The organism is Cupriavidus metallidurans CH34, assembly GCF_000196015.1.
Lineage (GTDB): Bacteria > Pseudomonadota > Gammaproteobacteria > Burkholderiales > Burkholderiaceae > Cupriavidus > Cupriavidus metallidurans.
In genome coordinates this window covers 1799750-1824522 of record NC_007973.1, presented here as the reverse complement: position 1 = coordinate 1824522, position 24773 = coordinate 1799750, and the positions used below count along the sequence as shown (strand labels likewise).

The following is a 24773-nucleotide window of genomic DNA, read 5'->3' as shown; positions in this document are numbered from 1 at the left end:
AGACCGCGTAATGAACGTCTCGACGGGTACGCACGAACACGTTGCCGGCGTCGCGCATGTCACGCTGCGCTATGGCAAGACGGTTGCTCTCGACGACATCTCGCTGGAGTTTCCCGCGGGCTGCATGATCGGCGTGATCGGTCCCGATGGTGTTGGCAAGTCGAGCCTGCTGTCGCTGGTGGCCGGCGCACGGGCCGTGCAGGAAGGCACGGTCACCGCGCTCGGCGGCGACATGTCGCGCAAGGACCATCGCGACGCCGTCTGCCCGCGCATCGCCTATATGCCGCAGGGGCTGGGCAAGAACCTCTACCCGACTTTGTCGGTCGAGGAAAACCTGCAGTTCTTTGCCAGACTGTTCGGCCACGGTGCGGCCGAACGGCGTCATCGCATCGACGACCTCACGCGCAGCACCGGTCTGCAACCGTTCCTGGATCGCCCGGCCGGCAAACTCTCCGGCGGCATGAAGCAGAAGCTTGGCCTTTGCTGCGCGCTGATCCACGACCCCGACCTGCTGATTCTGGACGAGCCAACCACCGGCGTGGATCCCCTGGCACGCGCCCAGTTCTGGGACCTGATCGCCCGCATCCGCCAGGATCGTCCGGGCATGAGCGTGATCGTCGCCACCGCCTATATGGATGAAGCCCAGCGCTTCGACTGGCTGGTGGCGATGGACAGCGGCAAGATCCTCGATACCGGGACGCCGGCAGAACTGCTGGCCCGCACCAGCGCCGCCGATCTCGAAGGCGCGTTCATCGGGCTGCTGCCCGAGGAGAAGAAGCGTGGCTACGAGCCCGTGGTGATCGCGCCGTTGGCCGTGGACGAAAACACCCCGATCGCCATCGAGGCGAAAGACCTGACCATGCGCTTCGGCGATTTCGTCGCGGTGGACCACGTGCAGTTCAAGATTCGGCGGGGCGAGATCTTCGGATTTCTCGGATCCAATGGCTGCGGCAAGTCCACGACGATGAAGATGCTGACCGGTCTGCTGCCCGCCAGCGACGGACGCGCGTGGCTGTTCGGTCAGGAAGTGGATCCGCGCGATATCGACACCCGCCGCCGCGTGGGCTACATGTCACAGGCGTTCTCGCTTTACACCGAACTGACGGTGCGCCAGAACCTGGTGCTTCACGCCCAGCTCTTTCACGTGCCTAGGGAGGACATCGAAGTCCGTGTGGAGGAAATGGCCCAGCGCTTCGGGCTGCAGGACGTGATGGAGAGCCTGCCTGACGGATTGCCGCTTGGTATGCGCCAGAGGCTTTCGCTGGCCGTGGCAATGGTGCACAAGCCCGAACTGCTGATCCTCGACGAGCCGACCTCCGGCGTCGATCCCGTGGCGCGTGACAATTTCTGGCGGCTGTTGGTTGCGCTGTCCCGCGAGGACCATGTCACGATCTTCATCTCCACGCACTTCATGAACGAGGCGGCCCGCTGCGACCGCATCTCGCTGATGCACGCGGGCAAGGTGCTGGTCAGCGATCCGCCCGAGAAGATCGTCAGCGATTGCGGCGCGGATACGCTGGAAGCCGCGTTTATCGACTACCTCGTGGCAGCCGGCGGCGGCACGCAGGCAGCCTCGGAAGGCGCGGAGGCCCCGGCGTCCCCGGTAGAGGCCGGAGCCGAAGCCGAGGCAAAAAGCAAGCATCAGTCTTTCTCGCTCGGCCGGATGTACAGCTACCTGTGGCGCGAGTCGCTGGAGCTTCAACGCGATCCGGTGCGCCTGACCCTGGCCTTGCTGGGCTCCGTGATCCTGATGCTTGTGATGGGCTTCGGCATCAGCATGGACGTTGAGGATTTGACCTATGCGGTCCTCGACCGCGACCAGACCACATTGAGCGAGAACTACGCGCTCAATATTGCCGGCTCGCGCTACTTCGTCCAGAAGCCGCCACTTGAGAGCTATGCCGACATGGACGCGCGCCTGCGCAGCGGCAAGCTGGCCCTGGCTATCGAAATTCCGCCAGGCTTCGCACGCGATGTGGCGCGTGGCAAGCAAGTCCAGATCGGCGCGTGGATCGACGGCGCAATGCCGATGCGGGCCGAAACCGTTCAGGGCTATGTCCAGGGTATGCACCAGATCTGGCTGGCGGATCAGGCGCTACGGCGTTACGGTGTGCGAGCCACATCGAATGTATCGATCGAGACCCGCTTCCGCTACAACCCAGACGTCAAGAGCTTGCCGGCGATGGTGCCGGCCGTGATTCCGCTGCTACTGATGATGATGCCGGCGATGCTGACCGCCCTGTCGGTCGTGCGCGAAAAGGAACTCGGCTCCATCCTGAATCTGTACGTCACTCCCGTCACGCGTACCGAGTTCTTGCTGGGCAAGCAGATGCCGTATGTCGCCCTTGGGATGCTGAACTTCTTCCTGATGTCGTTCCTGGCGGTCACCCTGTTTGGGGTACCGGTGAAAGGCAACTTTCTGGCGCTGGTGCTGGCGGCGCTGATCTTCAACGTCGTGTCCACGGGCGTTGGCCTGTTCGCATCGACGTTCACCCGCAGCCAGATCGCCGCCCTCTTCTTCACGATGATCGGCACGATGATCCCGACCATACAGTTCTCGGGGCTTCTGACGCCGGTATCCTCGATGGAGGGCGCGGGCAAGGTGATCGGCGGCATTTATCCCGCCACGCACATGCTCATCATCAGCCGTGGCGTCTTCAACAAGGCGCTTGGTTTCTCCGACCTTCACGCTTCGTACTGGCCGATGCTGATCGCCATCCCCGTCATTCTCGGGTTGACGGTGGCGCTGCTGGCCAAGCAGGACAAATGATGGACGCCGCGCCCAACGCCTCCACCCCTGCAGCCACTCCCGCTCGCGCCGATGCACGACGCGGCACGCTGCGCCATCTGGCGAACATCTACCGGCTCGGCGTCAAGGAGCTCTGGAGCCTGGCGCGTGACCCGATCATGCTGGTGCTGATCATCTACACGTTCACGGCTTCGGTGTACACGGCCGCCACGGCCCAGCCCGATACGCTGCACATGGCGCCGATCGCCATCGTTGACGAAGACCATTCGCCGCTGTCGCAACAGATCGCTTCCGCCCTCTTCCCGCCGCAGTTCACCATGCCGCAAATGATCACGTCGTCGGAAGTCAACGCAGGCATGGATGCTGGCAACTACACGTTCGCGCTCAATATCCCCCCGAATTTCCAGCGGGATGTCCTGGGCGGACGCTTCGCCGAGATTCAGCTCAACGTCGACGCCACGCGCATGAGCCAGGCATTTACTGGCAGCGGTTACGTTCAGCAGATCGTCTCGGGCGAAATCCAGACGTTCGTGGACCGCTACCGCTCCACCACCCGGCTGCCCGTGGAACTGGCGCTGCGTGTGCGCTTCAACCCAACGCTGACACTGGCATGGTTCGGCGCGCTGAACCAGATCATCAACAACATCACCATGCTGTCGATCATCCTGACTGGCGCCGCGTTGATCCGCGAGCGTGAGCACGGCACGATCGAACACCTGCTGGTCATGCCCGTCACGCCGTCGGAAATCATGCTCAGCAAGGTCTGGTCTATGGGGCTGGTGGTGCTGGTCGCCGCCGCCATGTCACTGATGTTGATCGTGCGTGGCGCCCTGCACGTGCCGATCGCCGGGTCGGAAACGCTCTTCCTGTGCGGCGCCGCGCTGCTCCTGTTCGCCACCACCTCGATGGGCATCTTCATGGCCACGCTGGCGCGCTCGATGCCGCAGTTCGGCATGCTGCTCGTGCTCGTGCTGATGCCGCTGCAGATGTTGTCCGGCGGGAATACGCCACGCGAAAGCATGCCGGAGATTGTCCAGTACATCATGCTGGCGGCGCCCACCACCCACTTCGTGGAACTCAGCCAGGCGATCCTGTTCCGTGGTGCGGGCCTTGAGGTCGTGTGGGTGCAGTTCGTCGCGCTGTTCGTGATCGGGGCGGCGTTTTTCGTGATATCGCTGCGGCGCTTCCGCAAGACGATCAGCCAGATGGCGTAAAGGAGGGAGCCGTCCGATGGACGGCGTTCCGTCTACCGCCGATCTCGAACTCGACACCTCCGCGAGGCCGGCAACGCCGATAGCCCCTACTCCGCCGCGGGCACCAGCCGTGGCGCCCGCGGCCTGGAAGCAAAGGCGAACGCAACCTGGATCAGCCCGAGGGTCAAGCCAAGCGACGCACCGACCTTCCACGCCAGCGAGTAACTCTGCATCTGGTCGTAGAGCCAGCCGCCACCGAAGGCGCCAATGAAACTGCCGATCTGATGGCTGAAGAACGCCACGCCGGCGATCATTGCCTGCCAGCGCAGACCAAACGTCTGGGCAATCCACCCCTGCACCAGCGGCGACACACCGAGCCACAGAAAGCCCATGATCGCGGAGAACATCATCGTGCTTTCTGGTGTCGGCAGGGCATGGAAGAACCAGATGAAGCCGATGGATCGGCAGATGTAGATGCCACCCAGCAATAGCAGCTTGTTGACCCTGCCGCCGGCCCATCCAAAGAACAGGCTTCCCAGAATATTGAATCCGCCGATCAGGCCGAGCGCCTTGGCGGATAACATCGGATCCATGCCGCAGACTTCCAGATATGCGGGAAGGTGCGTGGTCAGGAAGACCAGTTGCATGCCGCATACCGTATAGGCGAGCGCCATGACGACGAACGGAGGGTGTCGCAGCGCGGTCATCAGGGCCTGGCGGCCGCTCTGTTCTGGCTGCGCCCGCGCCGCCGGCGCTTCCCGCACCTTGTCCGCGCGGCCCGCAAACCATGCGGCGGGCAACATCACGACCGCCAGCACTGCAAAGGCTGCCACGCCCATGCGCCAGCCCCACTCCCCGGTGATGCCCTGACCCAGCGGCGCCGCGATCATTGCGCCGATCGATCCCGAAGCGGACACCAGGCCCAGAATCATGCTTCGCACGTTCTGACTGACCGCGCTCGACGCCGCGGCCATGGCCAAGGCTGTGCCAGTAGTGGCCATGGCCATGCCAATCAGCACACCAGCACCAATCACCACGGCCCACAAGCCATTAGCCGTGGCCAGCAACACCAGGCCAATGAGGTACAGCAACGATCCCCCCATCATCAGCGGACGAAAACCGGTCCGGACCGCCAGCGCGCCGGCGAATGGCTGCAGCAAGCCCCAGGTGAGGTTCTGCACCGCTACCGCGATGGTGAAGTCGCCCACCGTTATCCCGATGTCCCGCGTCAGCGGCGGCACGAAGATTCCGAGACTCTGACGCAGTCCCATGGCAAGGGACAGCATGACTGACGCGCCGATGAGAATCGGCAAGACGGGGCGCAGCGAGGATCGAGAGGACATATCGTGGTTCTATTTTGTGTCCTGCCGTGGTGAAGACAGGTTCGCCCATTCTCCATTAATTGCGCCGTCAAGGAAATGCTCCCGAACACCAGTACTGGCCTGCCCTGCAGAAACCGGACGGGTCATATGCCTGCCTCGTTCCTTTCGCGCCTTCCATGCCTTCCGCTCATTTAAAATCTCTCCCGATCTAGCCTGCGGTATCGCAATGACAGATTTGCCGAGTTCCGCTACAAAGCCTGGTTGGCATCAGCCGCCGCACAATATTCCCCAGTTTCCCCCAGGAGTCAGCCATGAATGATCCACAAAAGTCCCCGCCCAGCGTTGCCGAAGGCTGGCAGGCGCCGCCGGACCGCACCAGTGTGACGGACGATGCGCGCGTGGAGGACATCATCCCGCTGCCCCCGCCCGAGCACTTGATCCGTTTCTTCCCCATCCGTGGCACCCCCGTTGAATCGCTGGTCACCCAGACGCGCCAGCGCATCTCCCGCATTCTGCATGGCAGTGATGACCGGCTGCTCGTGATCATGGGCCCCTGCTCGATCCACGACCCGCAGGCCGCGCTCGACTACGCACGGCGTCTGGCGGCCGAACGCGAGCGCTACGCGGACTCGCTGGAAATCGTGATGCGGGTGTATTTCGAGAAGCCCCGCACCACGGTCGGCTGGAAGGGCCTGATCAACGACCCCTACCTGGACGAGAGCTATCGCATCGACGAAGGCCTGCGCATCGCGCGCAGCCTGCTGGTGGATATCAACCGCCTCGGGTTGCCGGCGGCCGGCGAGTTCCTGGACGTCATTTCGCCCCAGTACATCGGCGATCTGATCTGCTGGGGCGCGATTGGCGCCCGCACGACCGAGAGCCAGGTACACCGGGAACTGGCTTCGGGCGTCTCCGCGCCCATTGGCTTCAAGAATGGCACCGACGGAAACATCAAGATCGCGATCGACGCGATCCAGGCCGCATCGCGCCCGCACCACTTCCTTGGCGTGCACAAGAACGGCCAGGTCGCGACGGTCCATACCAAGGGCAACCCGGACTGCCACGTCATTCTTCGCGGCGGCAAGGCGCCCAACTACGACGCGGAGGTTGTCGCCGCAGCGTGCAAGGAACTGGAAGCGGCGCGGCTGCGCAATTCGTTGATGGTCGATTGCAGCCATGCCAACAGCAACAAGCAGCACCAACGCCAGATCGACGTCGCACGCGACGTGGCGCAGCAGATCAGCGGCGGCAGCCAGTCGATCTTCGGCCTGATGGTCGAGAGCCATCTGGTACCCGGCGCGCAGAAGTTCACCCCAGGAGAACACAACCCATCGGGTCTCACTTATGGTCAGAGCATCACGGACGCCTGCATCGGGTGGGAGGACTCCGTGACGGTGCTGGAACTGCTGAGCGAGGCGGTAAATGTACGGCGTGGGGTAAACAGGAAGGCTTAATCGGAGATCCAGACGGGAGATGACCGGTCCGGGCTTGCCAATGTCCATCTGACAAGCGGCAAGCCTCGAGCGGAAATCTCTGTCAGCGATTAATGTCTAGCACCGACCCGGAATCTCGAAGATATCCCAGCCCTTTCGCTGGGTCTTGAGGAAGGTCTCGATCGATTCGACGGTCACGGTACGGATCCGGCCCGCAAACCGCAGGGAATCGGGGTGATCATCGAATGCCACGTTGGCCTTGAACATCCACCCGCCGAGTCGGGTCAGCGTGCCAATTTCCATTTCGGACAGCTTGTAGCCCGCCATCTCCAGCCACGCTTGTGCTTGCCCACGATCACGGATGGTGGCGTCGCGCGCTTGCGGCGGCCACGGTTTCGATGACCCAGCCGTTCGAATTCTGATTTTAACTAGGCCGCAGACGTCATCAAAGGCGTTCATCCGGTGGCTACGGAGAAGCTACGCCGCGCAACGCCCCATTGGATGAGACACAGTCATGCCAGCCACGCACTGGCCCGCGGCGTCGAACTCACGGCCGAACGCGACAACCTGCGCCATGCGTCGATCGCAACAACGTCGATGTACTTGCGCGGCGGTGAGCTTGAGCGCGCCAAGCAGATGCGGCAGGCCTTCGGCGCCCGAAAATAGCCGATAACCCACTGGATCGTAAGGAATCCCAGCAAATCTGGGATTCCGGCTTAGCACCCCTCACAGGAGTCGTCCGTCACAACCCCATGAGACAGGAGGACAGGACAGGCGAGACACGCCCTCAGCGCTTACGCGTCGCCCTGCCCATACACAGTCGTCATGTGACTGTCCAGCGATGCCAGCAGCACCGCATCTTTCATGTTCCCCAATGACGACGCGGCCATATAGCCGCGCATCTCGCTGGCGCAGGCAATGGCAGCCTCCACCTCGCGCATCGCCAGGATTTCCGCCGTCATGCTTGCCGCCATGGCATACAGCGCTTCGGGATCCGGTGCATGCGTATCGCGCTGCCGCTGCCGGGCGAAGATGTCGCCGAACGACTCGAGCAGTTCTGCACATTTGAAACTGCCTCCCATCGTCGTGCTGTAGTACCAAAGCTGCTCATCGTCGTCGACCTCCAGCTCGCCGCCGTCCCGGATGTGTTGCAACATGCTTTCGAGCGGTGCGAAGAGCTTGTCGAGCACCCACGGCTGCAGGCGTCCGGTGAGATGGGCCTCTGTCTGACGTGGGCGATACGGCTTGCGGGGGCGGCTACTTTTTGCCATTTTCGCCCGGGTATGCCAGTCGAATGACGACAAGGAGAATGACACTGAGTATTGCGAGCGCTCGCCCCATCTGCATGACAAGCTGCTGGAATTCGGCGGCTGTCATGCGGGCCTCCCAGTGATCTCCGGGACCGCAGGCGTCAGTGCGGGAGGCGATGCCAACGCCATTGGCAAGGCATCCGGTTGCGCCCTGGCATTCGCTTCCAACAGCAGGGCCAACGCGGCCTTGCGCAGCAGACTGGCGGTCGGAAGAATCTCGGTCAGCGTCTTGAGTTGACGAATAGCATCGGTCGCGTCGCAGCCAAGGCGCGAAGGTGGGGCTTGATGCATGGGTACTTGGGACTGCACGACTGTTCCTGAAGAAAACCCGTATACCAACAGCAAGTGCAATTGGATAGGAACGGATGTTTCCCAAGCTCCGGCGGGAACAGTCACAATTGGCCGGCAAAGCGAACGTCTGCCGGACCTATCCGGGGCGTGCAGTGCTGCCCAATGTCGATGCTGCATGCTGCTTTCAGCAACGGTGTCAGCGCAACATTGGCAATGAGCGGCCAGTCAGCACGTCCCGGACGTTCAATCCTCGAAATCGCTGCGCACCACCAGCACAGGGATCCGGGATTGCGTTAATACACCCTCTGAAACGCTACCAAGCACCATACGCTTGATGCCGCGTCGGCCATGCGTTCCCATTACGATCAGATCGGCCTCCCAGTCATTGGCTTCGCTGGTGATCGTGTCGGCAATCTGGCCTGCTGCCGACCCCGCCTCCTCAAGCAACTCGGTGGAGTAGTGCAAGCCGTTGGCTTCCATCTTCGACCGGACATGTTCCAGTATCCGCTTGCCGATGGCCGCGGTTGCCGCCTCGGCAGGCGTCAAGGTGCTGCCGAGCGCCTGTGTGACAACAAACAATGCCTTGACCTCCGCGCTCATGGCTTTTGCGACGGTCACGGCCTGCGCAAGGGCAAGCTCGGCGGCATCACTATCATCAACAGCCAACAGGATTTTCTTGTACACGATGACCTCCTCCTCTTCTGTTTGTGGAATCGTCTGGCGAACTGCGCTTATCGGAACACGAGAACGGGGATCGTGCTATGGGAGAGCACGTCCTGTGTGACGCTGCCAAGCAGCAGTTTTCCCAACCCCTTTCGACCGTGAGACGCCATGAAAATGACGTCGCACTGCAGTTCATTGGCTTTCTCGATAATCCCAAGATGTGGTGCCGAGGCGGAGGACGTTTTTCCGATACACGGTACTCCCGCCAATGCGGCTGCGGCTTCAATCCGGGAGAGTTCCTCCCGGGCCGCACTTTCGAGCCTGCTCTCGACACTTCCGGTATCAACCGCCGCGCTCATCGAAATGGACAAGCGAGGCTCTTCCTTGCAAATGTATGGCGTCAGGCGGGCCCTGGTGCTACGGGCAAATTCAATGGCCGCCGATACAGCCTTGCGCGATTGGTCGGAACCGTCAACGGGCAGCAGGATGTGTTTGAACATAGAGGTCTTGGGTTGAGGGCGAATCGGTTTGCATACGCACGACCGATTGTCGAACTGGCAGCGTTCCTATGCCTTCAGGCACGAGATACCGGCACGACATGCGGGGAGCGTTTCTCGATTCGTAAACTGAATCGATTTAGTTACAGTATCCCCGCACCGCCCTGGACTTCTTGACTGGAGTCAACGTCCCGATGCTGGCTCTCTCCAGTACGTCGCGGCGCAGATCCGTTTCGGAGAGGAAGTCCTGCCGTGACCCCAAGCACCAAGAATGACCCCCATGATGCGAAGCGGCAAATCACCCCGTCAAAGCTTGCCTTCTCCTTAGTGGCCGGCACCACCCTTCTCGTCCGATCTGCCCGACTGACGCAGCAGGAACCAGGCCATCGCCCCCAGCACCATCACGGCCGCCACCAATGCGGCCCACAACACTGCCTTGCGCCATGCCTCACGTCGAGGTACCTGTGGCGATACCAGCCCCGCCGGCGATGCCTGCATCGTGCCCAGCCGTGCCTGGCCGATAGCGGGTGTCGTACCTGCCAGCAGGTCGGCCTTGGACAGGCGCACCGTGCCTTCGGTGGCCTCACCCACCACCACCTGGAAAGGCGGCGCGCCACGTGCCACGAAAGTCAGTTCGGCGGGCTGCCAGCCCACGAACAGCAGGGGGCGCCCATCACCAAGCCCGCCTGACCGAGGATCCACGCTCAGGCGCCAGTATCGGTCGTCATTGCGAGGCACCGTCACTGACTCGTTCGCCTGCTCTCCGTTGGGTCCGGACAAGCGAAACAGACGCAGATCCGACACATGCTCCCACCGGGCCTGCGCATCTCGCCGCGACCAAAGCGTGGCCTGTGTGATGGTATTGACTTGCGGCAGTCCCACGCGCACCTGTTCCACCGGGAAGCGGCCGGCAAGATCGAATGAGTAACCACCTGCCTGATCCGGCACGCCAGGCACACCCTGGCTCCATTGGAGAGGCGCGGGAGGCGCGGGTTGGGCGGTCACCGTCTCCACCTGCACGCCTTTTACCTCTGGTGCAGCGCCTTGCCATTGCAGCCGCAGGTAGCGGGTACGCCTTGCCTCAAGGGCAATACGTTCCTGCAAGAGCTGGCTGTCCCCACGGCTTACACGCAGAATGCGGGCCGTGCCTGCCGGCTGCCACGCTTGCAGATCGTCGCTCGCCTGTACCGCCACCGCCCCTTCGAAATCGCTGTCCCCCAAACCGAGCTGGACTGCGGCGGCGGGTTCTGTCAGGCGACTCAGGTCGAGCAACCAGTCGGCCGTTGTCTTCGCCCCCGGCGCCTGACCGGCGGCATGCAGGGTGCCGTCGGCGCCGATCACAACACCCAGCCCACTTTCGGCACGGTTAGACGCGGCGGCCGGCGCGGGAAACCACGGCACATCATGCAACGTGCGCATCGGCACAGCTTCGGCCCGAGGCACCGCCAACGCGTAGGGCAACGCCTCACCCGCGCCGTTGAGTACCCGCAGATCGGCCAGTCCGCCGCGCGCGTGCGTGTAGACGCGCGCATCGAGTGTCAATGTGAAGTACGGTGCCGCGGTGAATGTCTCCACCACGAAGCGCTCTGCATGTGCCTGCGGAGCAAGCAGCAGGCACATGCAGAGCCAGCAGAATCCAACGCTGCGGATCACACGCCCTCCTTTGCCGCAGGCGGCATGGGTGATAGATAGCCAATCAGGAGCAGCAATCCTCCGACCGCAATGAAAGAGACGATGCGGGCCACACCCGAGAGGAAAGACAGGTCGACCAGGAACATCTTCATCACTGTCACTGCCAGCAATCCACCACCGACCAGCCAGAGCGACCGCACGGCGCGCCGGGTCGCCACCAGCATGGCCAGGAGCGCCAGTACGGTCCAGAACACGGACAGTGACGCCTGCACCAGCGTCGAGCCTGCCAGGTCATGCAGGGTATAGGGGACGCCTTGCCAATGGTGGAGCGTGCGAAGCAGTACCGCATTCAGCCAAATCAGCACGATCCCCGCGCCCAGCGCCCCTGCCGCGCGTGTATGCAGATCCACTGGCAAACCGGCCACCGGCGCGCGCAACCACCAGAGCACTGCCGCGCCAAAGGTCAGCAACATGATCAGATCAAGCGGATTGAGCAGCGGGATGCGTCCCAGCAATGTGCCCGGCTGCGTCAGGTTCGCGTAGAGCGACCACAGCAGCATAACCAGGACCAGCGGTGCACTGGCAAACGCCGCGACGCGCACCACGGCGGGCTCGCGCACACGCCAGAGTGCGGCAAGCACGATGGCGCCCCAACCTGCCAGGAACACCAGTTGCAGGTTCAACGACTCCAGAATCTCCGGCACGGCGTAACGCACGCCGAAGTGATGATGCAGGGTGCGTAGCAGCACGGCGTTCAGCCACAGGAATACTGTTCCGAGCGCCGCGTACTCCAACCCTCGCGGCTGCGAGGCAAGCTCAAGCGCCAGCACACGCCTGCGCCACAGCACCAGCGCGACGATAACGAGCATCTGCCCGACATCCAGCGGATTCAGGAATGGCACAAATGGCAGCGGGTCCGCCGCGCCGTCGCTGACGAGGCTTGCGAGCGACCAGATCCATAGCAGCGCGGCCAGCGGCAACGCTGCCCACAGCAGGTAGGCCCGCGCAAAACGGCGCACCGGCCAGTGCAGTCGCAATCCAGCACCGGCGAGCACCGCCAGCAAGCAGCCATGACCGAATGTCCAGGCGGCCCAGCTCCAGGCGCCCTCGGGCACGAACGCGCGCAACCGCCAGTAGCCTTCATCCGAGAGCAACACGCACAGGGTCAGGAAAAGCAGTGTATGCAGCGGCGCAAGCCAAGTGTCGGCATGGGCTGCCTCCTGGCGTTTGAGCAGCCACCAACTGGCCACGAACGCCAGGGGCCATGTCAGCAGACCGCTGCCGCCCAGCGGCGGCCCAGTCCAGACGGCGCAACTCGCGATGCACAGCAAGGCCTGCACCGGCGTCAACCCCAGTGCAGGAAAACCTGCCAACGGCCAATCCGCGGCGCGGCTACCAAGATGCGCCAGCCATGCCGACAGCACGGCGAACAGCAGCCAGCCACGCAGCAAGTCCTGAACGGACCAGCCCTGCTCGACGTGCCAATGCCATATCTCGAAAACACCGCCGCCGAGCCACCACCACACGCCCCACAGGGCCACCATCAGACCCCACTCCTGAACAAAAGGCACCCAGGTACGGACCTGCTCGCGCGCGAGCAGGCACCACGCGCTGAAGAACCCCGCCAACGCCAGTAGCATCGTGCCGATATAGCGGGCATTGAATACCGGCCACGCGCCCGGTTCGGTGTCGCCAAGCGCCCCGGCAAGGAATGCAAAGCCAGCGGCGAACTGCAGCAGCAGGCCACACCACAGTGGCAGTCGGCGCTGCTGGCGCATGGCGATCCACACGACACCCGCACCTTCCAGCGCCCACACCGCACACGTGGTCCGGCCGTCGAATCCAAGCGGAATCGCGAGCGTTGCGAAGATGACGCCCAAGGCAAGCAGTGCATCGAACAGCAGGCCCAACCGTTGGCGGTGCCGCAGCAATCCGGCCGCCAGCGCGAAGTAGAACGCCGCCATCGCCACTGCACTCCATGCCATGCCGAAAGGCGTGCCACGCATCAGCGCTGCCTGCAGGCCCGCCATTGCCAGCGGCGTCCCAAATATCAGCGTTCCATCCACGTATCCGGTGAGCTGGACGGATCGACGCAGCGCATACAGCAAGGCAATACCGGTATACAGCAGGAAAAAGAGGATGAGGAAAGGCTCGGTGGTGGAAAGCAGCGCCGGTTTGTAGCTGAGCACGCCCCACAGTGTGGCGATACCGAACGTGAAGACGAAGCCGAGCAGATTCAGCACACGCCAGGCACGGAACCAGGCGATCACGAATATTCCGGTATTGAGGAGCGCGTAGTAGCTGAACAGCATGACGTGGCTGCCGCCGCCCGTGGAAATGAGCACCGGCGCGAGAAAGCCGCCTGCGCTTCCCGTCACTGCCAGCACCGAGGCATTCTGCAAAATCGCCAGCCCCGCCGCGAGACCACAGACCAATACCATCAGCGCGAAAGCCGCGCCGGCCGGCAGAAGGTCATAGAGCCGGGCTGCGGCAAATACTGTGAGATAGAGCACGCCCACCCCCGCGCCCTGCACCGCCAGCGCGTATCCCGGGCGCCGGGTGCGCAAGCGCCAGCCCAATGCGAGCAGCCCGACCGCGCCCAGGCACACGCCCGCGAGTCGGAACTCCACGGGCAGTATGCTGTTGTCTGCCGCGTACTTGAGCAGGAATGCGACGCCGAAGAAAAGAATCAGGATGCCAACGCGCGCCACGCTGTTGCCACCCAGCAGCCAGTCGAGCGCTTCCCGGAAAAGGTGTTTGGCAAAATCAATATCCGATGCCACGACGAAGGGCATATCGCTCGACGATGCCGGCCTGGGAGAGGCCGCCGATACAGGCACAATCTCTGGCACGTCCTGGTGGCTGACAACCTGAGTGCGCGACATTGGGGCTGGTGCAGAGCCCGGTGCCGCTGCCACGGGAATAGGAACGGCGGAAACCGCCGTGGCGGCGACGGCGCTATGGCTCGCCGGGACGGGGATCACCGGCGGCCGCTCTGGCACCTCTGACCGCACTGTCTCAGAATAGTCGGAAGTCTCCGAGTCGACGGCGCCATTCGCATACCCGGCTCCGGCCGCGCCAAGCGCTCGCTTCAGCTCCGCTACCTCGCGCTCCAAGGCGGAAACCCGCTGCGCCAGCGAGGGTCCCTCGCCTTTGCGCACGGGCAACGCGTCCTGCTGGGCGTTTTCCCGTAGCACCCAACCCAGCGCTGCCCCAACGGCGGCGCCGACGACAGCGCCTTCACCGCCCCAAACCGAGGCCCCCACGATCAGGCCGATCAAGCCAAGTATCCAGAGCATTGTTAGTCACCAGAGAGAAGTGCCGCGATTTTAGTGGCTTGCAGAGACGTCGGGGCGACATCTGGGTAATGTTACAAACGTCGTGGTAAATCTGTACTCCCCTCACGTTTGGCATTCAGACCGGAAACGTCTGAAATTGGGTGGGCAACCCCGCTGCCACGGGTAACGCGCCCTCCATTTCCATCGCTATGCATGGATGGCATGGCACGAAATGTCAACGCCCTGGCTGTCCATGCAAAGTCGATCGCCAGTTGCCCACCTATGCTGGGGGGGCTCTTGAATCCATGTTTGGTCCATGCTTGAGCGCCCCCGTCAGCGACCCCGTCCACGACACACGCCCGGACATTCCGCATGTGAATGCGCCCGGATCGTCGATCAATATGCAGACCCCGCATTGCAGGGGATGAAGAACCGATCGTCCGTTAGTCCCCGACACAGTCTGCACGCGCGCTCCATGCACTGAAGATGGGGCACGCACCCATTGGGGCGCGGGATCAGGCTACACACCGCGACCAACCATTGAACGATACCCGGCGCCGCGCGCGCCGGCGTGCGGGTATCGCCTGGATCTGGCGCCCGAACAGCTTTCAACACTATCAAGGAGACCTCGTGAACACCCTGAATGGCTATGACTACGAAGACCTGCAGCTTGGCATGACCGCAAGCTACGCCAAGACCATCACTGAAACCGATATCGAGTTGTTCGCGACGGCCTCCGGCGACAACAACGCCATCCATCTCGACGAAGACTTTGCGAAGACCACGCCGTTTGGCGGGCGCATCGCCCACGGGATGCTGACGGCCAGCGTGATCTCGGCAGCGTTGGCCAGTCGCCTGCCCGGCCCGGGATCGATCTACCTGAGCCAGAACCTGCGCTTCAGGGCCCCGGTGAAGCCTGGTGAAACCGTGCACGTGACGGTCACGGTCACGGATCTCCAACCGGAGAAACGGCGTGTCGCGCTCAGCACGGTCTGCATGGTCCAGGACAAGGTCGTGGTCGACGGTGACGCCCTGATCATGCCGACGTCAGCAAAACGACGCGAGCAATGAGCCGCGCATCCGCCCGAAACAACACGCCATTCGCCATGAGAACTCCAATGCCTGTGCCGACACCGCATGCCAATCCGCTGCTGAGCGGTTTTCCCTCGCCGCTGACGACGCTCGCGGATCTATTCGCCTACCCGCGCTACCTGCCCAGCGGCATCGACATGCCCCGCCTGATGCAGTCCGGCTTCCGGCACCTTGAAGGTCAGTTTTCGATACTGGCCTCGGCATTCGGCCAGGCCGGTGCCGACCAAAAACCGGACCGCCGGTTCGCGGTGAAGGACTGGGACGAGAACCCGTGGTACCGGATGCTCAAGCAAGGTTATCTGCTCAATGCCAAGACGCTTGCCGAACTGGCCGAGTCGATCCATCTGGACGACGACGACAAGAGTAAGCTGACCTTTTTCCTGGGGCAACTCGTCGATGCCATGAGCCCGTCCAACTTCCTGGCAACCAACCCGGAAGCAATCCGGCTCGCACTGGAGACCAACGGTGAAAGCCTCTTGAACGGCTTCGTGAACTATGTCGAGGACATGCGCCAGCGGCGCATCGCCATCACCGACGAGTCGGCGTTCGAGGTGGGCCGTGACGTCGCCACATCCGAAGGCGCTGTGGTGTTCGAATGCGATGTGATGCAGCTGATCCAGTACAAGCCGCTGACATCGAAGGTGATGTCGCGCCCGCTGGTGATCGTGCCGCCTTGCATCAACAAGTACTACATCCTCGATCTCCAGCCGGAGAACTCTTTCGTCCGCTTTGCCTGCGAACAGGGTTACACGGTCTTTGTCACTTCGTGGCGCAATCCGCAGGAAGACATGCGCGATACCACCTGGGACGACTATGTGGAAGGTGTCATCAAGGCGCTCGAGGTCAGCCGTGCCATCGGTGGCGCAAGCCAGGTGAACGCGCTGGGCTGGTGCGTCGGCGGCACGCTGCTGACCTCGGCGCTGGCCGTCCAGGAGGCACGCGGTGAAGACATGGTGGCCAGCATGACCTTGCTGACGACCATGCTCGACTTTACCGACCCGGGTGACCTCGGTTTCTTCCTCGACGAAGCCACTGTCGTGGCGCGCGAGCAGACCATTGGCAACGGTGGCATTTACTCCGGCAAGGAACTGGCCTTCGTCTTCCAGACCCTGCGACCCAACGACCTGATCTGGCCGTACGTCGTCACCAACTACCTGAAGGGAAAATCGCCGGCGGCGTTCGACCTGCTCTATTGGAACGCCGATGCGACCAACCTGCCCGGCCCCATGTACGCGTGGTACCTGCGCAATATGTACCTGGAAAACCGGCTATGCAAACGCGACGAGTTGTCGATGTGCGGGCATTCGATCGACCTGGGCAAGATCAAGGTGCCGAGCTACATCCTGGCGACCAAGGAAGATCACATCGTCCCCTGGCAGTCAGCCTATCGCAGCACGCAACTGCTCGGTGGCGATAGCGAGTTCGTGCTGGGCGAAAGTGGCCACATCGCCGGTGTCATCAATCCGGCCTCCAAGCAGAAGCGCGGCTACTGGAGCGCCGGCGCGCAGGGAGATCATGCCGAGGACTGGCTCGCTTCCGCACAGTCCACGCCCGGAAGCTGGTGGACGCACTGGAGCGCCTGGCTCAAGCGTCACGGCGGCAAGCAAAAGGCGGCGCCGGCGAAGCTCGGCGACAGCCGATTCCAGCCTATCGAACCCGCGCCCGGCCGGTACGTGAAGGTCAGGGTCGAGTAAGTCTCAGCCGCCATTGCGTGCAACACTCGCGGCTACGAGCACGATGGCCGCGAGCCCGGCTGTTGCCGTGACCTCCATGCGGTGATTGGGGCGAAGGAACAGAGCCGCTAGCATGCCGATGACGATCAGGATGCCTGCTCATGTGAGCCACGGGTAGAGCCACATGAGCACAGGCATGTTCCGAGTCTCCGCATCGGCCTTGGCACGCATCCGCAGTTTGGGAACGGCAATGACCAGGTACACCAGCGGTGTGTATTCCTATTGCATCTTTATTCAGAACTGTTGCGATAAATTTTCGATCATCGGTTTATCGCATGGTCCTCGTTGTAGCGGACTCCCCCGACGAATCTCGCCCCAGAAAGCTCTGTCTGTCAGACTCGGCCGGCGCGGCTTTCAGATTCACCTGCACCTGGATATGTGTGCTGTGAGCGCTGGCGTTGACCAGGGCACGAGCGGAACCGCAGTGCTACAAGCCCAGAGATTTCACAAATGCGTCCAGGTCACTAAGCCAGAACTCCTGACCATAGGAAAGCAGGAGATGCCCGTCCCTGCCAGGTACCTCTTGCACACTGATCAGCTTCGCGGGACTGCCGCCGGCTGCAAACGCGGCATACCAGCCGAGCGGAGCCTCAGCGCCGAAGTACCGGTCATTCCTTGCATACAGCCATAGACCAGGCAGGGTCACTCGCTTACCGAATTCGGCCATCACCTCTCGCATCTGGTCCGGGTCACAACTGTGCCCCGGCGAGCGGTCCGGTGAACCACCTGCCCCACCCGAAAAGTTGATGTACCCAACTACCCCATCAGGCCGGCTGGCTGCAGCTGCCACGCTGGCGAACCCGCCCATCGAGCGGCCCTCCAGGACTATGCGGTTGCCGTCTGCCCAAGGTTGGCTCCGAACCCAGTTGATGGTGGTCAGGGTGGCATCGTTCAGCGCCATGGCCACGTTTGCGTAGTCTGGCTTGCTTGTACAACGGCCCGAAGCGTCGAAGATTGCGCCATTGTTCTCTCGATCCGGCCCCCCCGTTTCGCCATATCCAACGCGGACGGGCGCCAGCACGGCTACGCCGTGTTCCAGCCAATACCGGACGTGCCATTCCTGGATGGGGTGCTTCAGCCCGGCACGCGCAAGCCGGTCTGGTGCGCGGCCGTGGGAGAAAATGAGCACCGGGTAGGGACCCGGGCCATCGGGCTTGAACAAATCCGCGTGCATGTCGACCGTGCCGCCGAACGTGCCCATACCAGGCGCCGGGATGAGGACGGTTTCGGCGTGTGTAGCAGGCTTGGCTGACGCGGCGTCATTGCCCGACTCGGCTGCTCGAGCGGGCGATCCTCCAATATCTGCCACAAACTGGCATGCAATCGCAACGATCACTGCCAGGCAAGCAGAACGTGAGGTCCGAATACTGCGTGCGCTCCTCATGACAACAATCTCGCGGTCATTGGTGTGTTCTTGATACATGTCTTTCTCCTGCGAGGTTGATCCGGTATGAAGCGGTGTCGACTCTCAATGAGCTTTGCGGGCGGCGGAAGCCGCGATCCACCACGACTTTGCCAAGATGCATTGCCTCCGGCACTGAGTGAAATCTGGAAGTGGGTGAGAGGGCATCGAAGATCATTAAGCGGGCCTGCCATTGCAGTAGCAACGAGCCGCGTGAGCTATCGAATGGTGTCTGAATTCCAAAGGCTGGAGCACCTGCGCCCTTGGTTCTGTCGCGATAAGGCCGGTTGGTCGAAGCCGGTGGGCTGGAGTGCGCTGGTCTATGAAACCAGGGAATGGAATTGCTGCGCGGCGGACAAGCGAATGCCTTCGGGTCCCCGCATCTGCCCTTGGCGATCATATGCATGGTTTCGATGCCGCCGATAAGGATGCGCGCGCAACGGAAATTCTTGAACCCGAGCATGGGTCGTGCTCGTCGTTTGATGGCCCGATGGTCCTGCTCGACGATGTTGTTCAGGTACTTGCGCTGACGGATCCTGATGGGCGTCTCTCGATGCGCATTCACGGCGTGCAGCGCGGCCAGGTTGGCCGCGCTTTTGTCGATAGCCACGGTATCAGGAGCGCCGTTCTGGCCGATGGCCTTTTCGAAGTAACGCCGGGCCGCAACCTTGTCACGGCGGGCACACAGCAGGAAGTCGATGGTGTTGCCGGCTTTGTCCACGGCACGATAGAGGTATGCCCACTTGCCCCGCACCTTGAGGTAGGTCTCGTCCATGCGCCAGCTCTTGCTAACCGACCGCTTGTGACGACGAAACGCCTTCTCGAACAGCGGCAGTAGCTTGATGACCCAGCGGTGGACCATCGAATGATCGACCGCGAGGCCACGCTCGGCCATCATCTCCTCCAGATCACGCAGGCTCAGCGAATAGGCCACGTACCAGCGCACACACAGCAAGATCACGTCCAGCGGATGGTGCAGGCGCTTGAGCACCTTCGCTACGCCAGCAGGCAGCTCCTTTATCACAGATACTTTCTTCACGACGCGCTTCCGTTCCGGGCAATGTCTGCTGAAATCTCACCCCGGCACCCTTAGCGCGACAGAACCGCTAGCCGCGCCCCGGTGGCTCTAGTGGTTTTGACCGATCGAGGGGTGCAACGCCCCTCGCGTGCCCCCGCCGAGCACGCGCGCGTGCAGTAATCTAAACAATCTTTAATTCTGGTTTATGGATTCCGATGCGAATCCGATGTCTCTAGCCCCGGAATCGGAAATTTCCTAGTCCGCGCAAATTCCCAGGAAACTAGTATTTGTTCCAAGGATTTGTAGCAGACAACAACTTGGATCTCCGCTCTGATAATCACCGTTATCAGCAGGCGCCGAGCTCTTTGTGTAGGCCTCCCGATCGGCCCCGCCCGTAGGGTAGTCCTACCCAAGGCTGGTGCTTGCTGCGAATCCCCTTGACTAAGCAATCCGGCGGGTTCTCACCAATGCCGTATCGGTTTGCGTGAATGAGGCGCTATTCCCCCCTGAGGCCGCACTATGAAACTGAAATGCTCTCCCGCGGCGCTTGTGGCGGCCCCGGTGGTCGCCGCACGGCCATTACAGATTTCCTTATCACCAGCCAGCCTAGACGCAAAGCCTATCCAGCAACGTTGTCTTTTCCATACTCGACAACCCGCGTTTCCGAGCTCAGTGATGACGGCCCAGTCGGAGTATCTAATAGATCGAATTTCAGAGCGCGCCTCCAACATTACCTGCAGCGAATAATACAAATGCCCCAAGATTTTTATATTTCCAGGAACCGCTATCTGTATAAGTGAAGGTTTGTCGATGGGCGAAGTGAGTAAATCTCAATCGAGAGGTTATTCGATCAGAGGACAGATGAGAGCCGCTTGGCAGACAGCTAGCTGTAGTCTCGGTTCAGGAATGCGTACTAAGGAGGCGATATGGAGTAAATAACGACCACTTGCCAGGTGGGGATTAATATCAATTATCAAACGAAATGAGATCATGAAAAAGCATTTTATTATTCTAGTAGCATCTGTCGCACCGATTATGGCTCATGCGGCCAGTGGGAATACGATCAATTTCCAAGGGGAAGTTACGGATCAAACCTGCCAGGTCACGATCAACGGTAACGCGGCCAACTCGACAGTTCTGCTGCCAACCGTCTCATCGACAGTATTGACGACTGCGGGCGCAACTGCAGGAACGACGTCTTTCACTGTGGGTGTGAATGGCTGTGTAGCGCCGACAACCTCCGCGCAAGCAATCAAGACTGTCTTCGTGGGTAACCAAGTTACGGCTGCCGGCAACCTCGGCAATACCGGCACAGCTACGAATGTAGCTCTGCAGTTGCTTGATCCGACGACGCCGTCTGCGCCTTTCAACCTGAACAATCCCGGTGGCTACGCCGCCGCCGGTCTCTCGTTGCCAATCGGTGCCACATCAGCAACGCATGATTTCGCCGTTCGGTACATCTCAGAGCCAGGCGGTGCAACTTCCGGTTCGGTGCTGGGTAGCGTCCAGTATGCAGTGAGTTATCTGTAAATAGCGACCGGAGTTCCTGGGCCTATCTTTTCGGACAGGCTCAGGAGCTTGCGGACGGAGAAAACTGAGAGTTGTTGAAATGGCCACGCGTCACCCCATACCTGCTCTATGCGCCGCGCTAAGCGTCGCGCTTGCATTACAAGCAGGTGTCGCCATCGGCAGCGTAACCCTGACGGGCACCCGCGTGATCTACGACGGGCGGTCGCCGGGAGAAAGTCTGCAGTTCACTAACCAAGGAAGCAGCCCCAGCGTGATGCAAGTATGGGTTGACTCTGGAAACGAGCAATCCACTCCAAAAACTGCTGACGCGCCTTTTATTGTAACTCCACCGGTATTCCGCATTGGCCCCAACGCGGGCCAGACAATTCGCCTTCTATATATGGGTAAGGATTTACCTAAAGACCGTGAATCTGTCTTTTATTTGAACACCCTGGAGATTCCTTCGTTAAATGCGACATATGCAAACCAGAATCAGATGCTGGTAATGCTACGCAACAGAATCAAGATACTCTACCGACCGACTGATATAGAAGGAAGTCCTCAGAAGGCAATCGAGAAGCTCAGCTTTCAGATAGTTCGACAAGGCGCTGACGTAAGTATCGTTGCCAAGAACGAATCCAGCTACCACATATCGCTCGCGAGCGGGAATTTAAATTGCGGGGGAGACGTGGCGACATTCACCCCTGGCATGATCCCTCCCTACTCCCAACTGGAGTGGAGTGTAAAGGGGCGTTGTCCTATTGAAAAATCGCCCATCCGCACGAAGGTGCAGTATGTAGATGACTACGGCGCAGTTCGCGAATCGGAGCATCCGGTAACAGTTGAAGGCGTGCACTAAAATGGTTAACCGGGGAGCCCGTGGCTTTCGTGATTCCGCGAATTGGAGGCATAACAAAACAGTTCTGCTTTCCGCAATACTGAGTGCGCTAGGCATTGCCGTACCAGCGTTGCAGGCTGTGGCGGCTCCAGTCAACAGTGACAAGCAGGTGTCTGGCGGCGCGATTCTGGCGTACAACTTCGATAGCAAACTGCTTCTTGGTTCATCGCTCGGTGTGGCCAACATCGAACGATTCAACAAGGCAAGTTCGGTAGAGCCCGGCGTTTATCCAGTCGACATCTACGTCAATGGTGTTTTCGCAGCTCGCAAGCCGATCGATTTCCGAGTCATGGAAGGCGATGATGTTGGCCCTTGTTTGAACGACGAGTTCCTGACCTCCAGTGGCATACTCCTTGATGGCGGCAATGCAACTGGAAGCACATCGATTCGGTCGCTTCCCCCAACCAGGGAGCAGGCTGCGCCCGCTCCGGAAGCTCTGGCACCTGTTCCTCAAGCCGGGAAATGTGTGCCGCTTGAGCGCCGCGTGCCGGGGGCATCTACTTCGTTTGACCTTCCCCGCTTGCGCCTGGATATCAGCGTTCCTCAGGCACAGATGAAACAAGTGCCACGCGGTTTCGTCGACTCGGCCAATCTCAATGCCGGGCAGACGATGGGATATGTCAACTACGACACCAACTACTACACTTCGTCAGCCTATGGCGCTCGGACAAACTCCGCTTACGCAGGCATAAATGCGGGTCTGAACGTTGGACTGTGGCGTCTTCACCAACAATCGACTTACACGTACACAAGTGGACTTGGGGAAAGCCGCTCTAATTGGAACAATATCCGCACCTATGCGGAGCGGCCACTAGTCTCACTGCGCAGCAACCTCGTCGTTGGGCAGAGCTTCACCGGGGGCAATCTCCTAAGCGCGGTGGGATATACCGGCGTGCACATCGAAAGCGATGACCGTATGTTGTCGGATTCAATGCGAGGGTATGCGCCTGTGGTCAACGGGGTGGCGAATACGAACGCGCGCGTCGTAGTCAGCCAGAACGGTCAAATGATCTATCAGACCACGGTAGCGCCAGGTCCGTTTTCAATCAAAGATCTCAATCCGACAAGCTACCAAGGAAATCTGACCGTACAGGTATTTGAAGCCAATGGGGAAGTCACCACGTTCGCTGTGCCGTTTTCGGCGGTACCGAATTCACTTCGCCCTGGCCTGTCGCACTACAGTCTGACGCTTGGCCAAGTACGACAGATGGCAGACTCGCACGCGAAATTTGTCGATGTCACTTATGAACGCGGTGTGACCAATTTACTGACGGCAAACGGCGGCGCGCGAGTTTCACCTGACTATCAGTCTGTGCTTGGCGGAGTCGTGTTTGGCACAAACCTCGGAGCATTCGGTCTGAACACAGCTTGGTCGAGAGCGCGAGATCCGCAAGGCAATCAGCTGAACGGCTGGCGTAGCTCCGTCAACTACAGTCATACGATCCAGCAAACAATGACGACGTTCACGTTGGCAGGCTATCGCTATTCAACAAAGGGCTATCGAGATTTTATTGATGCGATCAACTCTCGTGCAGCTTGGCAGAACGGAACAAATTGGACTTCTGGTACTTATAATCAGCGGGATCAATTCACCGTCAATGCCAATCAGAATCTCAACCAATTCGGTTCATTGTCTTTATCGGCTTCGACCAGTAGCTTTTACGGTTCAAGATCACGCGATACGCAATTCCAGCTCAGCTACAACAACCATTATCGGCGCATCAGCTACAATTTGTCGGTAATCCGCCAACAAACGGGCATCCTCTACGGTGGGAATACTCCTGGCCTGATTGGCGGCGCGATGCCACCAGGTTCGCCGCCTAGGTTGACCAATGCCGTGATGTTTACGGTTTCCATACCTCTCGATTTTGGGGCTCGCTCTGCTTCAGTATCTGGCAGCGTGGCACACAGCACGGATCAAGGCGTGTCATATCAGACATCCGTAAGCGGCGTCGCCGATACGGCACAGACGCTGAGCTATGGATTCGCTGTCTCCGGGCAGACCCAAAACGAATCGCGCAGCTTCAGTGGCAACCTGCAGAAGAACCTGTCCGCAGTAACAGTCGGTGCAAACTACTCGCAGGGCAACAACTATTGGCAGGCTGGTGCGAATGCACGCGGCGCCGCAGTTGTGCACGGAGGTGGCATCACCCTTGGGAGATACCTCAGCGATACCTTCGGAGTCATCGAAGCAAAAGGTGCGGAAGGTGCGGCAGTGCGTAATGCCCCAGGGACATTCGTGGACCGGTTCGGCTTCGCAATAGTGCCTTCGCTAACTCCATATCGCTACAACGACGTGGCGCTCGATTCCAAGGGAATCAATCCAAACGCAGAACTAACTGGCAACCAAGTCAGGATCGCGCCATATGCCGGATCCTCTGTACTGCTCAAGTTCACGACTCTCACTGGTCATGCAGTGCTGATAACCGCTACGGGTGCAGATGGAGAACCGTTGCCGTTTGGCGCTACTGTTCTCGACAGTACTGGCGCGACGATTGGCGTCGTTGGCCAAGGCAATCAAGTCTATGCGCGTGTGCCAGACGACCGAGGCACACTGACCGTCAAATGGGGCGAACGGAAGGAGGATCTGTGCGTCATCAGCTATGACCTCAAGACAGCAGATGCGAAGAACGTAATGCAGCGCTTTGAGGGGAAATGCCGTTCAGCTCACACGGAAAAAACTGCCGTGCGAGTTCAAGAGCAAATGTCAATGGCAAATACATCTGCCGAAACCGGCAGGAACTCGGAATAAC

At 60.8% G+C, this 24773-nt stretch carries 18 protein-coding genes and 1 pseudogene; 9 read left to right on the top strand and 10 right to left on the bottom strand.

Annotated elements, in window-relative coordinates:
* Positions 1 to 10 precede the first annotated feature (10 nt).
* Positions 11 to 2770, top strand: a complete 2760-nt coding sequence (gene rbbA, locus RMET_RS08440; protein ID WP_011516413.1) for a ribosome-associated ATPase/putative transporter RbbA — start codon at positions 11 to 13, stop codon at positions 2768 to 2770.
* A gap of 68 nt (positions 2771 to 2838) precedes the next feature.
* On the top strand, positions 2839 to 3963 hold the full coding sequence (locus RMET_RS08435) for an ABC transporter permease (protein ID WP_029309709.1): 1125 nt from the start codon (positions 2839 to 2841) through the stop codon (positions 3961 to 3963).
* A gap of 86 nt (positions 3964 to 4049) precedes the next feature.
* On the opposite strand, the gene RMET_RS08430 is transcribed toward RMET_RS08435, so the two are convergent.
* Complete coding sequence (locus tag RMET_RS08430; protein WP_011516411.1) at positions 4050 to 5285, bottom strand: MFS transporter; 1236 nt, start codon at positions 5283 to 5285, stop codon at positions 4050 to 4052.
* A gap of 290 nt (positions 5286 to 5575) precedes the next feature.
* Here RMET_RS08430 and RMET_RS08425 point away from each other — a divergent pair, with 290 nt between their 5' ends.
* Positions 5576 to 6718, top strand: coding sequence for a 3-deoxy-7-phosphoheptulonate synthase (locus RMET_RS08425; protein WP_011516410.1), 1143 nt, complete (start codon positions 5576 to 5578; stop codon positions 6716 to 6718).
* A 96-nt stretch (positions 6719 to 6814) separates the two neighbouring features.
* Here RMET_RS08425 and RMET_RS08420 read toward each other — a convergent pair whose 3' ends face one another.
* On the bottom strand, positions 6815 to 7024 hold the full coding sequence (locus RMET_RS08420; protein WP_029307940.1) for a DUF2145 domain-containing protein: 210 nt from the start codon (positions 7022 to 7024) through the stop codon (positions 6815 to 6817).
* A gap of 123 nt (positions 7025 to 7147) precedes the next feature.
* On the opposite strand from RMET_RS08420, the pseudogene RMET_RS08415 reads away from it, so the two are divergent.
* A pseudogene (locus tag RMET_RS08415) lies at positions 7148 to 7363 on the top strand (integrase); the annotation flags it as partial.
* 128 nt (positions 7364 to 7491) lie between these two features.
* Here the strand turns inward: RMET_RS08415 and RMET_RS08410 are convergent.
* From RMET_RS08410 to RMET_RS08385, 6 genes are all read right to left on the bottom strand, one after another.
* On the bottom strand, positions 7492 to 7887 hold the full coding sequence (locus RMET_RS08410) for a hypothetical protein (RefSeq protein ID WP_231138478.1): 396 nt from the start codon (positions 7885 to 7887) through the stop codon (positions 7492 to 7494).
* 183 nt (positions 7888 to 8070) lie between these two features.
* Positions 8071 to 8298, bottom strand: a complete 228-nt coding sequence (locus RMET_RS08405; RefSeq protein WP_011516407.1) for a hypothetical protein — start codon at positions 8296 to 8298, stop codon at positions 8071 to 8073.
* 243 nt (positions 8299 to 8541) lie between these two features.
* Positions 8542 to 8982: a universal stress protein gene (locus RMET_RS08400; RefSeq protein ID WP_011516406.1), complete on the bottom strand. Its 441-nt coding sequence runs from the start codon at positions 8980 to 8982 to the stop codon at positions 8542 to 8544.
* Between the two features lie 47 nt (positions 8983 to 9029).
* Positions 9030 to 9461, bottom strand: coding sequence for a universal stress protein (locus RMET_RS08395; RefSeq protein ID WP_011516405.1), 432 nt, complete (start codon positions 9459 to 9461; stop codon positions 9030 to 9032).
* 321 nt (positions 9462 to 9782) lie between these two features.
* Positions 9783 to 11111 carry a DUF3999 domain-containing protein gene (locus tag RMET_RS08390; RefSeq protein WP_011516404.1) on the bottom strand — a complete coding sequence of 443 codons (1329 nt, stop codon included), beginning with the start codon at positions 11109 to 11111 and terminating at the stop codon, positions 9783 to 9785.
* On the bottom strand, positions 11108 to 14389 hold the full coding sequence (locus tag RMET_RS08385; RefSeq protein ID WP_011516403.1) for a DUF2339 domain-containing protein: 3282 nt from the start codon (positions 14387 to 14389) through the stop codon (positions 11108 to 11110). The genes RMET_RS08390 and RMET_RS08385 overlap by 4 nt, the downstream gene beginning before the upstream one ends.
* 609 nt (positions 14390 to 14998) lie before the next feature.
* Here RMET_RS08385 and RMET_RS08380 point away from each other — a divergent pair.
* Positions 14999 to 15439, top strand: a complete 441-nt coding sequence (locus RMET_RS08380) for a MaoC family dehydratase (protein WP_011516401.1) — start codon at positions 14999 to 15001, stop codon at positions 15437 to 15439.
* 47 nt (positions 15440 to 15486) lie between these two features.
* Positions 15487 to 17154, top strand: a complete 1668-nt coding sequence (locus RMET_RS08375; protein ID WP_035820318.1) for a PHA/PHB synthase family protein — start codon at positions 15487 to 15489, stop codon at positions 17152 to 17154.
* Between the two features lie 466 nt (positions 17155 to 17620).
* On the opposite strand, the gene RMET_RS08370 is transcribed toward RMET_RS08375, so the two are convergent.
* Together RMET_RS08370 and RMET_RS08365 are read right to left on the bottom strand one after the other, a co-directional pair.
* On the bottom strand, positions 17621 to 18616 hold the full coding sequence (locus RMET_RS08370) for an alpha/beta hydrolase family protein (RefSeq protein WP_011516398.1): 996 nt from the start codon (positions 18614 to 18616) through the stop codon (positions 17621 to 17623).
* 299 nt (positions 18617 to 18915) lie between these two features.
* A protein-coding gene (locus tag RMET_RS08365) for an IS6 family transposase (RefSeq protein WP_196776416.1) occupies positions 18916 to 19616 on the bottom strand; the annotation gives its coding sequence in 2 pieces (ribosomal slippage) (positions 18916 to 18966 and positions 18969 to 19616; 699 coding nt in all).
* A gap of 987 nt (positions 19617 to 20603) precedes the next feature.
* Here RMET_RS08365 and RMET_RS32175 point away from each other — a divergent pair.
* From RMET_RS32175 to RMET_RS08360, 3 genes are all read left to right on the top strand, one after another.
* Complete coding sequence (locus tag RMET_RS32175; RefSeq protein ID WP_011516396.1) at positions 20604 to 21143, top strand: fimbrial protein; 540 nt, start codon at positions 20604 to 20606, stop codon at positions 21141 to 21143.
* 79 nt (positions 21144 to 21222) lie between these two features.
* A complete protein-coding gene (locus RMET_RS32170) occupies positions 21223 to 21981 on the top strand; it encodes a fimbrial biogenesis chaperone (protein ID WP_011516395.1) in 759 nt (252 codons plus the stop codon).
* Positions 21965 to 24772 (top strand): fimbria/pilus outer membrane usher protein, encoded by a 2808-nt coding sequence (locus RMET_RS08360; RefSeq protein ID WP_152560295.1) that lies wholly within the window; start codon positions 21965 to 21967, stop codon positions 24770 to 24772. The genes RMET_RS32170 and RMET_RS08360 overlap by 17 nt, the downstream gene beginning before the upstream one ends.
* Position 24773: the final 1 nt, after the last annotated feature.

Bases quoted from the DNA above. Each gene is read 5' to 3' on its own strand.
- rbbA (WP_011516413.1), top strand. From the start codon at position 11: ATGAACGTCTCGACGGGTACGCACGAACACGTTGCCGGCGTCGCGCAT.
- RMET_RS08430 (WP_011516411.1), bottom strand. From the start codon at position 5,285: ATGTCCTCTCGATCCTCGCTGCGCCCCGTCTTGCCGATTCTCATCGGC.
- RMET_RS08425 (WP_011516410.1), top strand. From the start codon at position 5,576: ATGAATGATCCACAAAAGTCCCCGCCCAGCGTTGCCGAAGGCTGGCAG.
- RMET_RS08420 (WP_029307940.1), bottom strand. From the start codon at position 7,024: ATGGCGGGCTACAAGCTGTCCGAAATGGAAATTGGCACGCTGACCCGA.
- RMET_RS08405 (WP_011516407.1), bottom strand. From the start codon at position 8,298: ATGCATCAAGCCCCACCTTCGCGCCTTGGCTGCGACGCGACCGATGCT.
- RMET_RS08395 (WP_011516405.1), bottom strand. From the start codon at position 9,461: ATGTTCAAACACATCCTGCTGCCCGTTGACGGTTCCGACCAATCGCGC.
- RMET_RS08385 (WP_011516403.1), bottom strand. From the start codon at position 14,389: ATGCTCTGGATACTTGGCTTGATCGGCCTGATCGTGGGGGCCTCGGTT.
- RMET_RS08375 (WP_035820318.1), top strand. From the start codon at position 15,487: ATGCCTGTGCCGACACCGCATGCCAATCCGCTGCTGAGCGGTTTTCCC.
- RMET_RS08370 (WP_011516398.1), bottom strand. From the start codon at position 18,616: ATGTATCAAGAACACACCAATGACCGCGAGATTGTTGTCATGAGGAGC.
- RMET_RS32175 (WP_011516396.1), top strand. From the start codon at position 20,604: ATGAAAAAGCATTTTATTATTCTAGTAGCATCTGTCGCACCGATTATG.
- RMET_RS32170 (WP_011516395.1), top strand. From the start codon at position 21,223: ATGGCCACGCGTCACCCCATACCTGCTCTATGCGCCGCGCTAAGCGTC.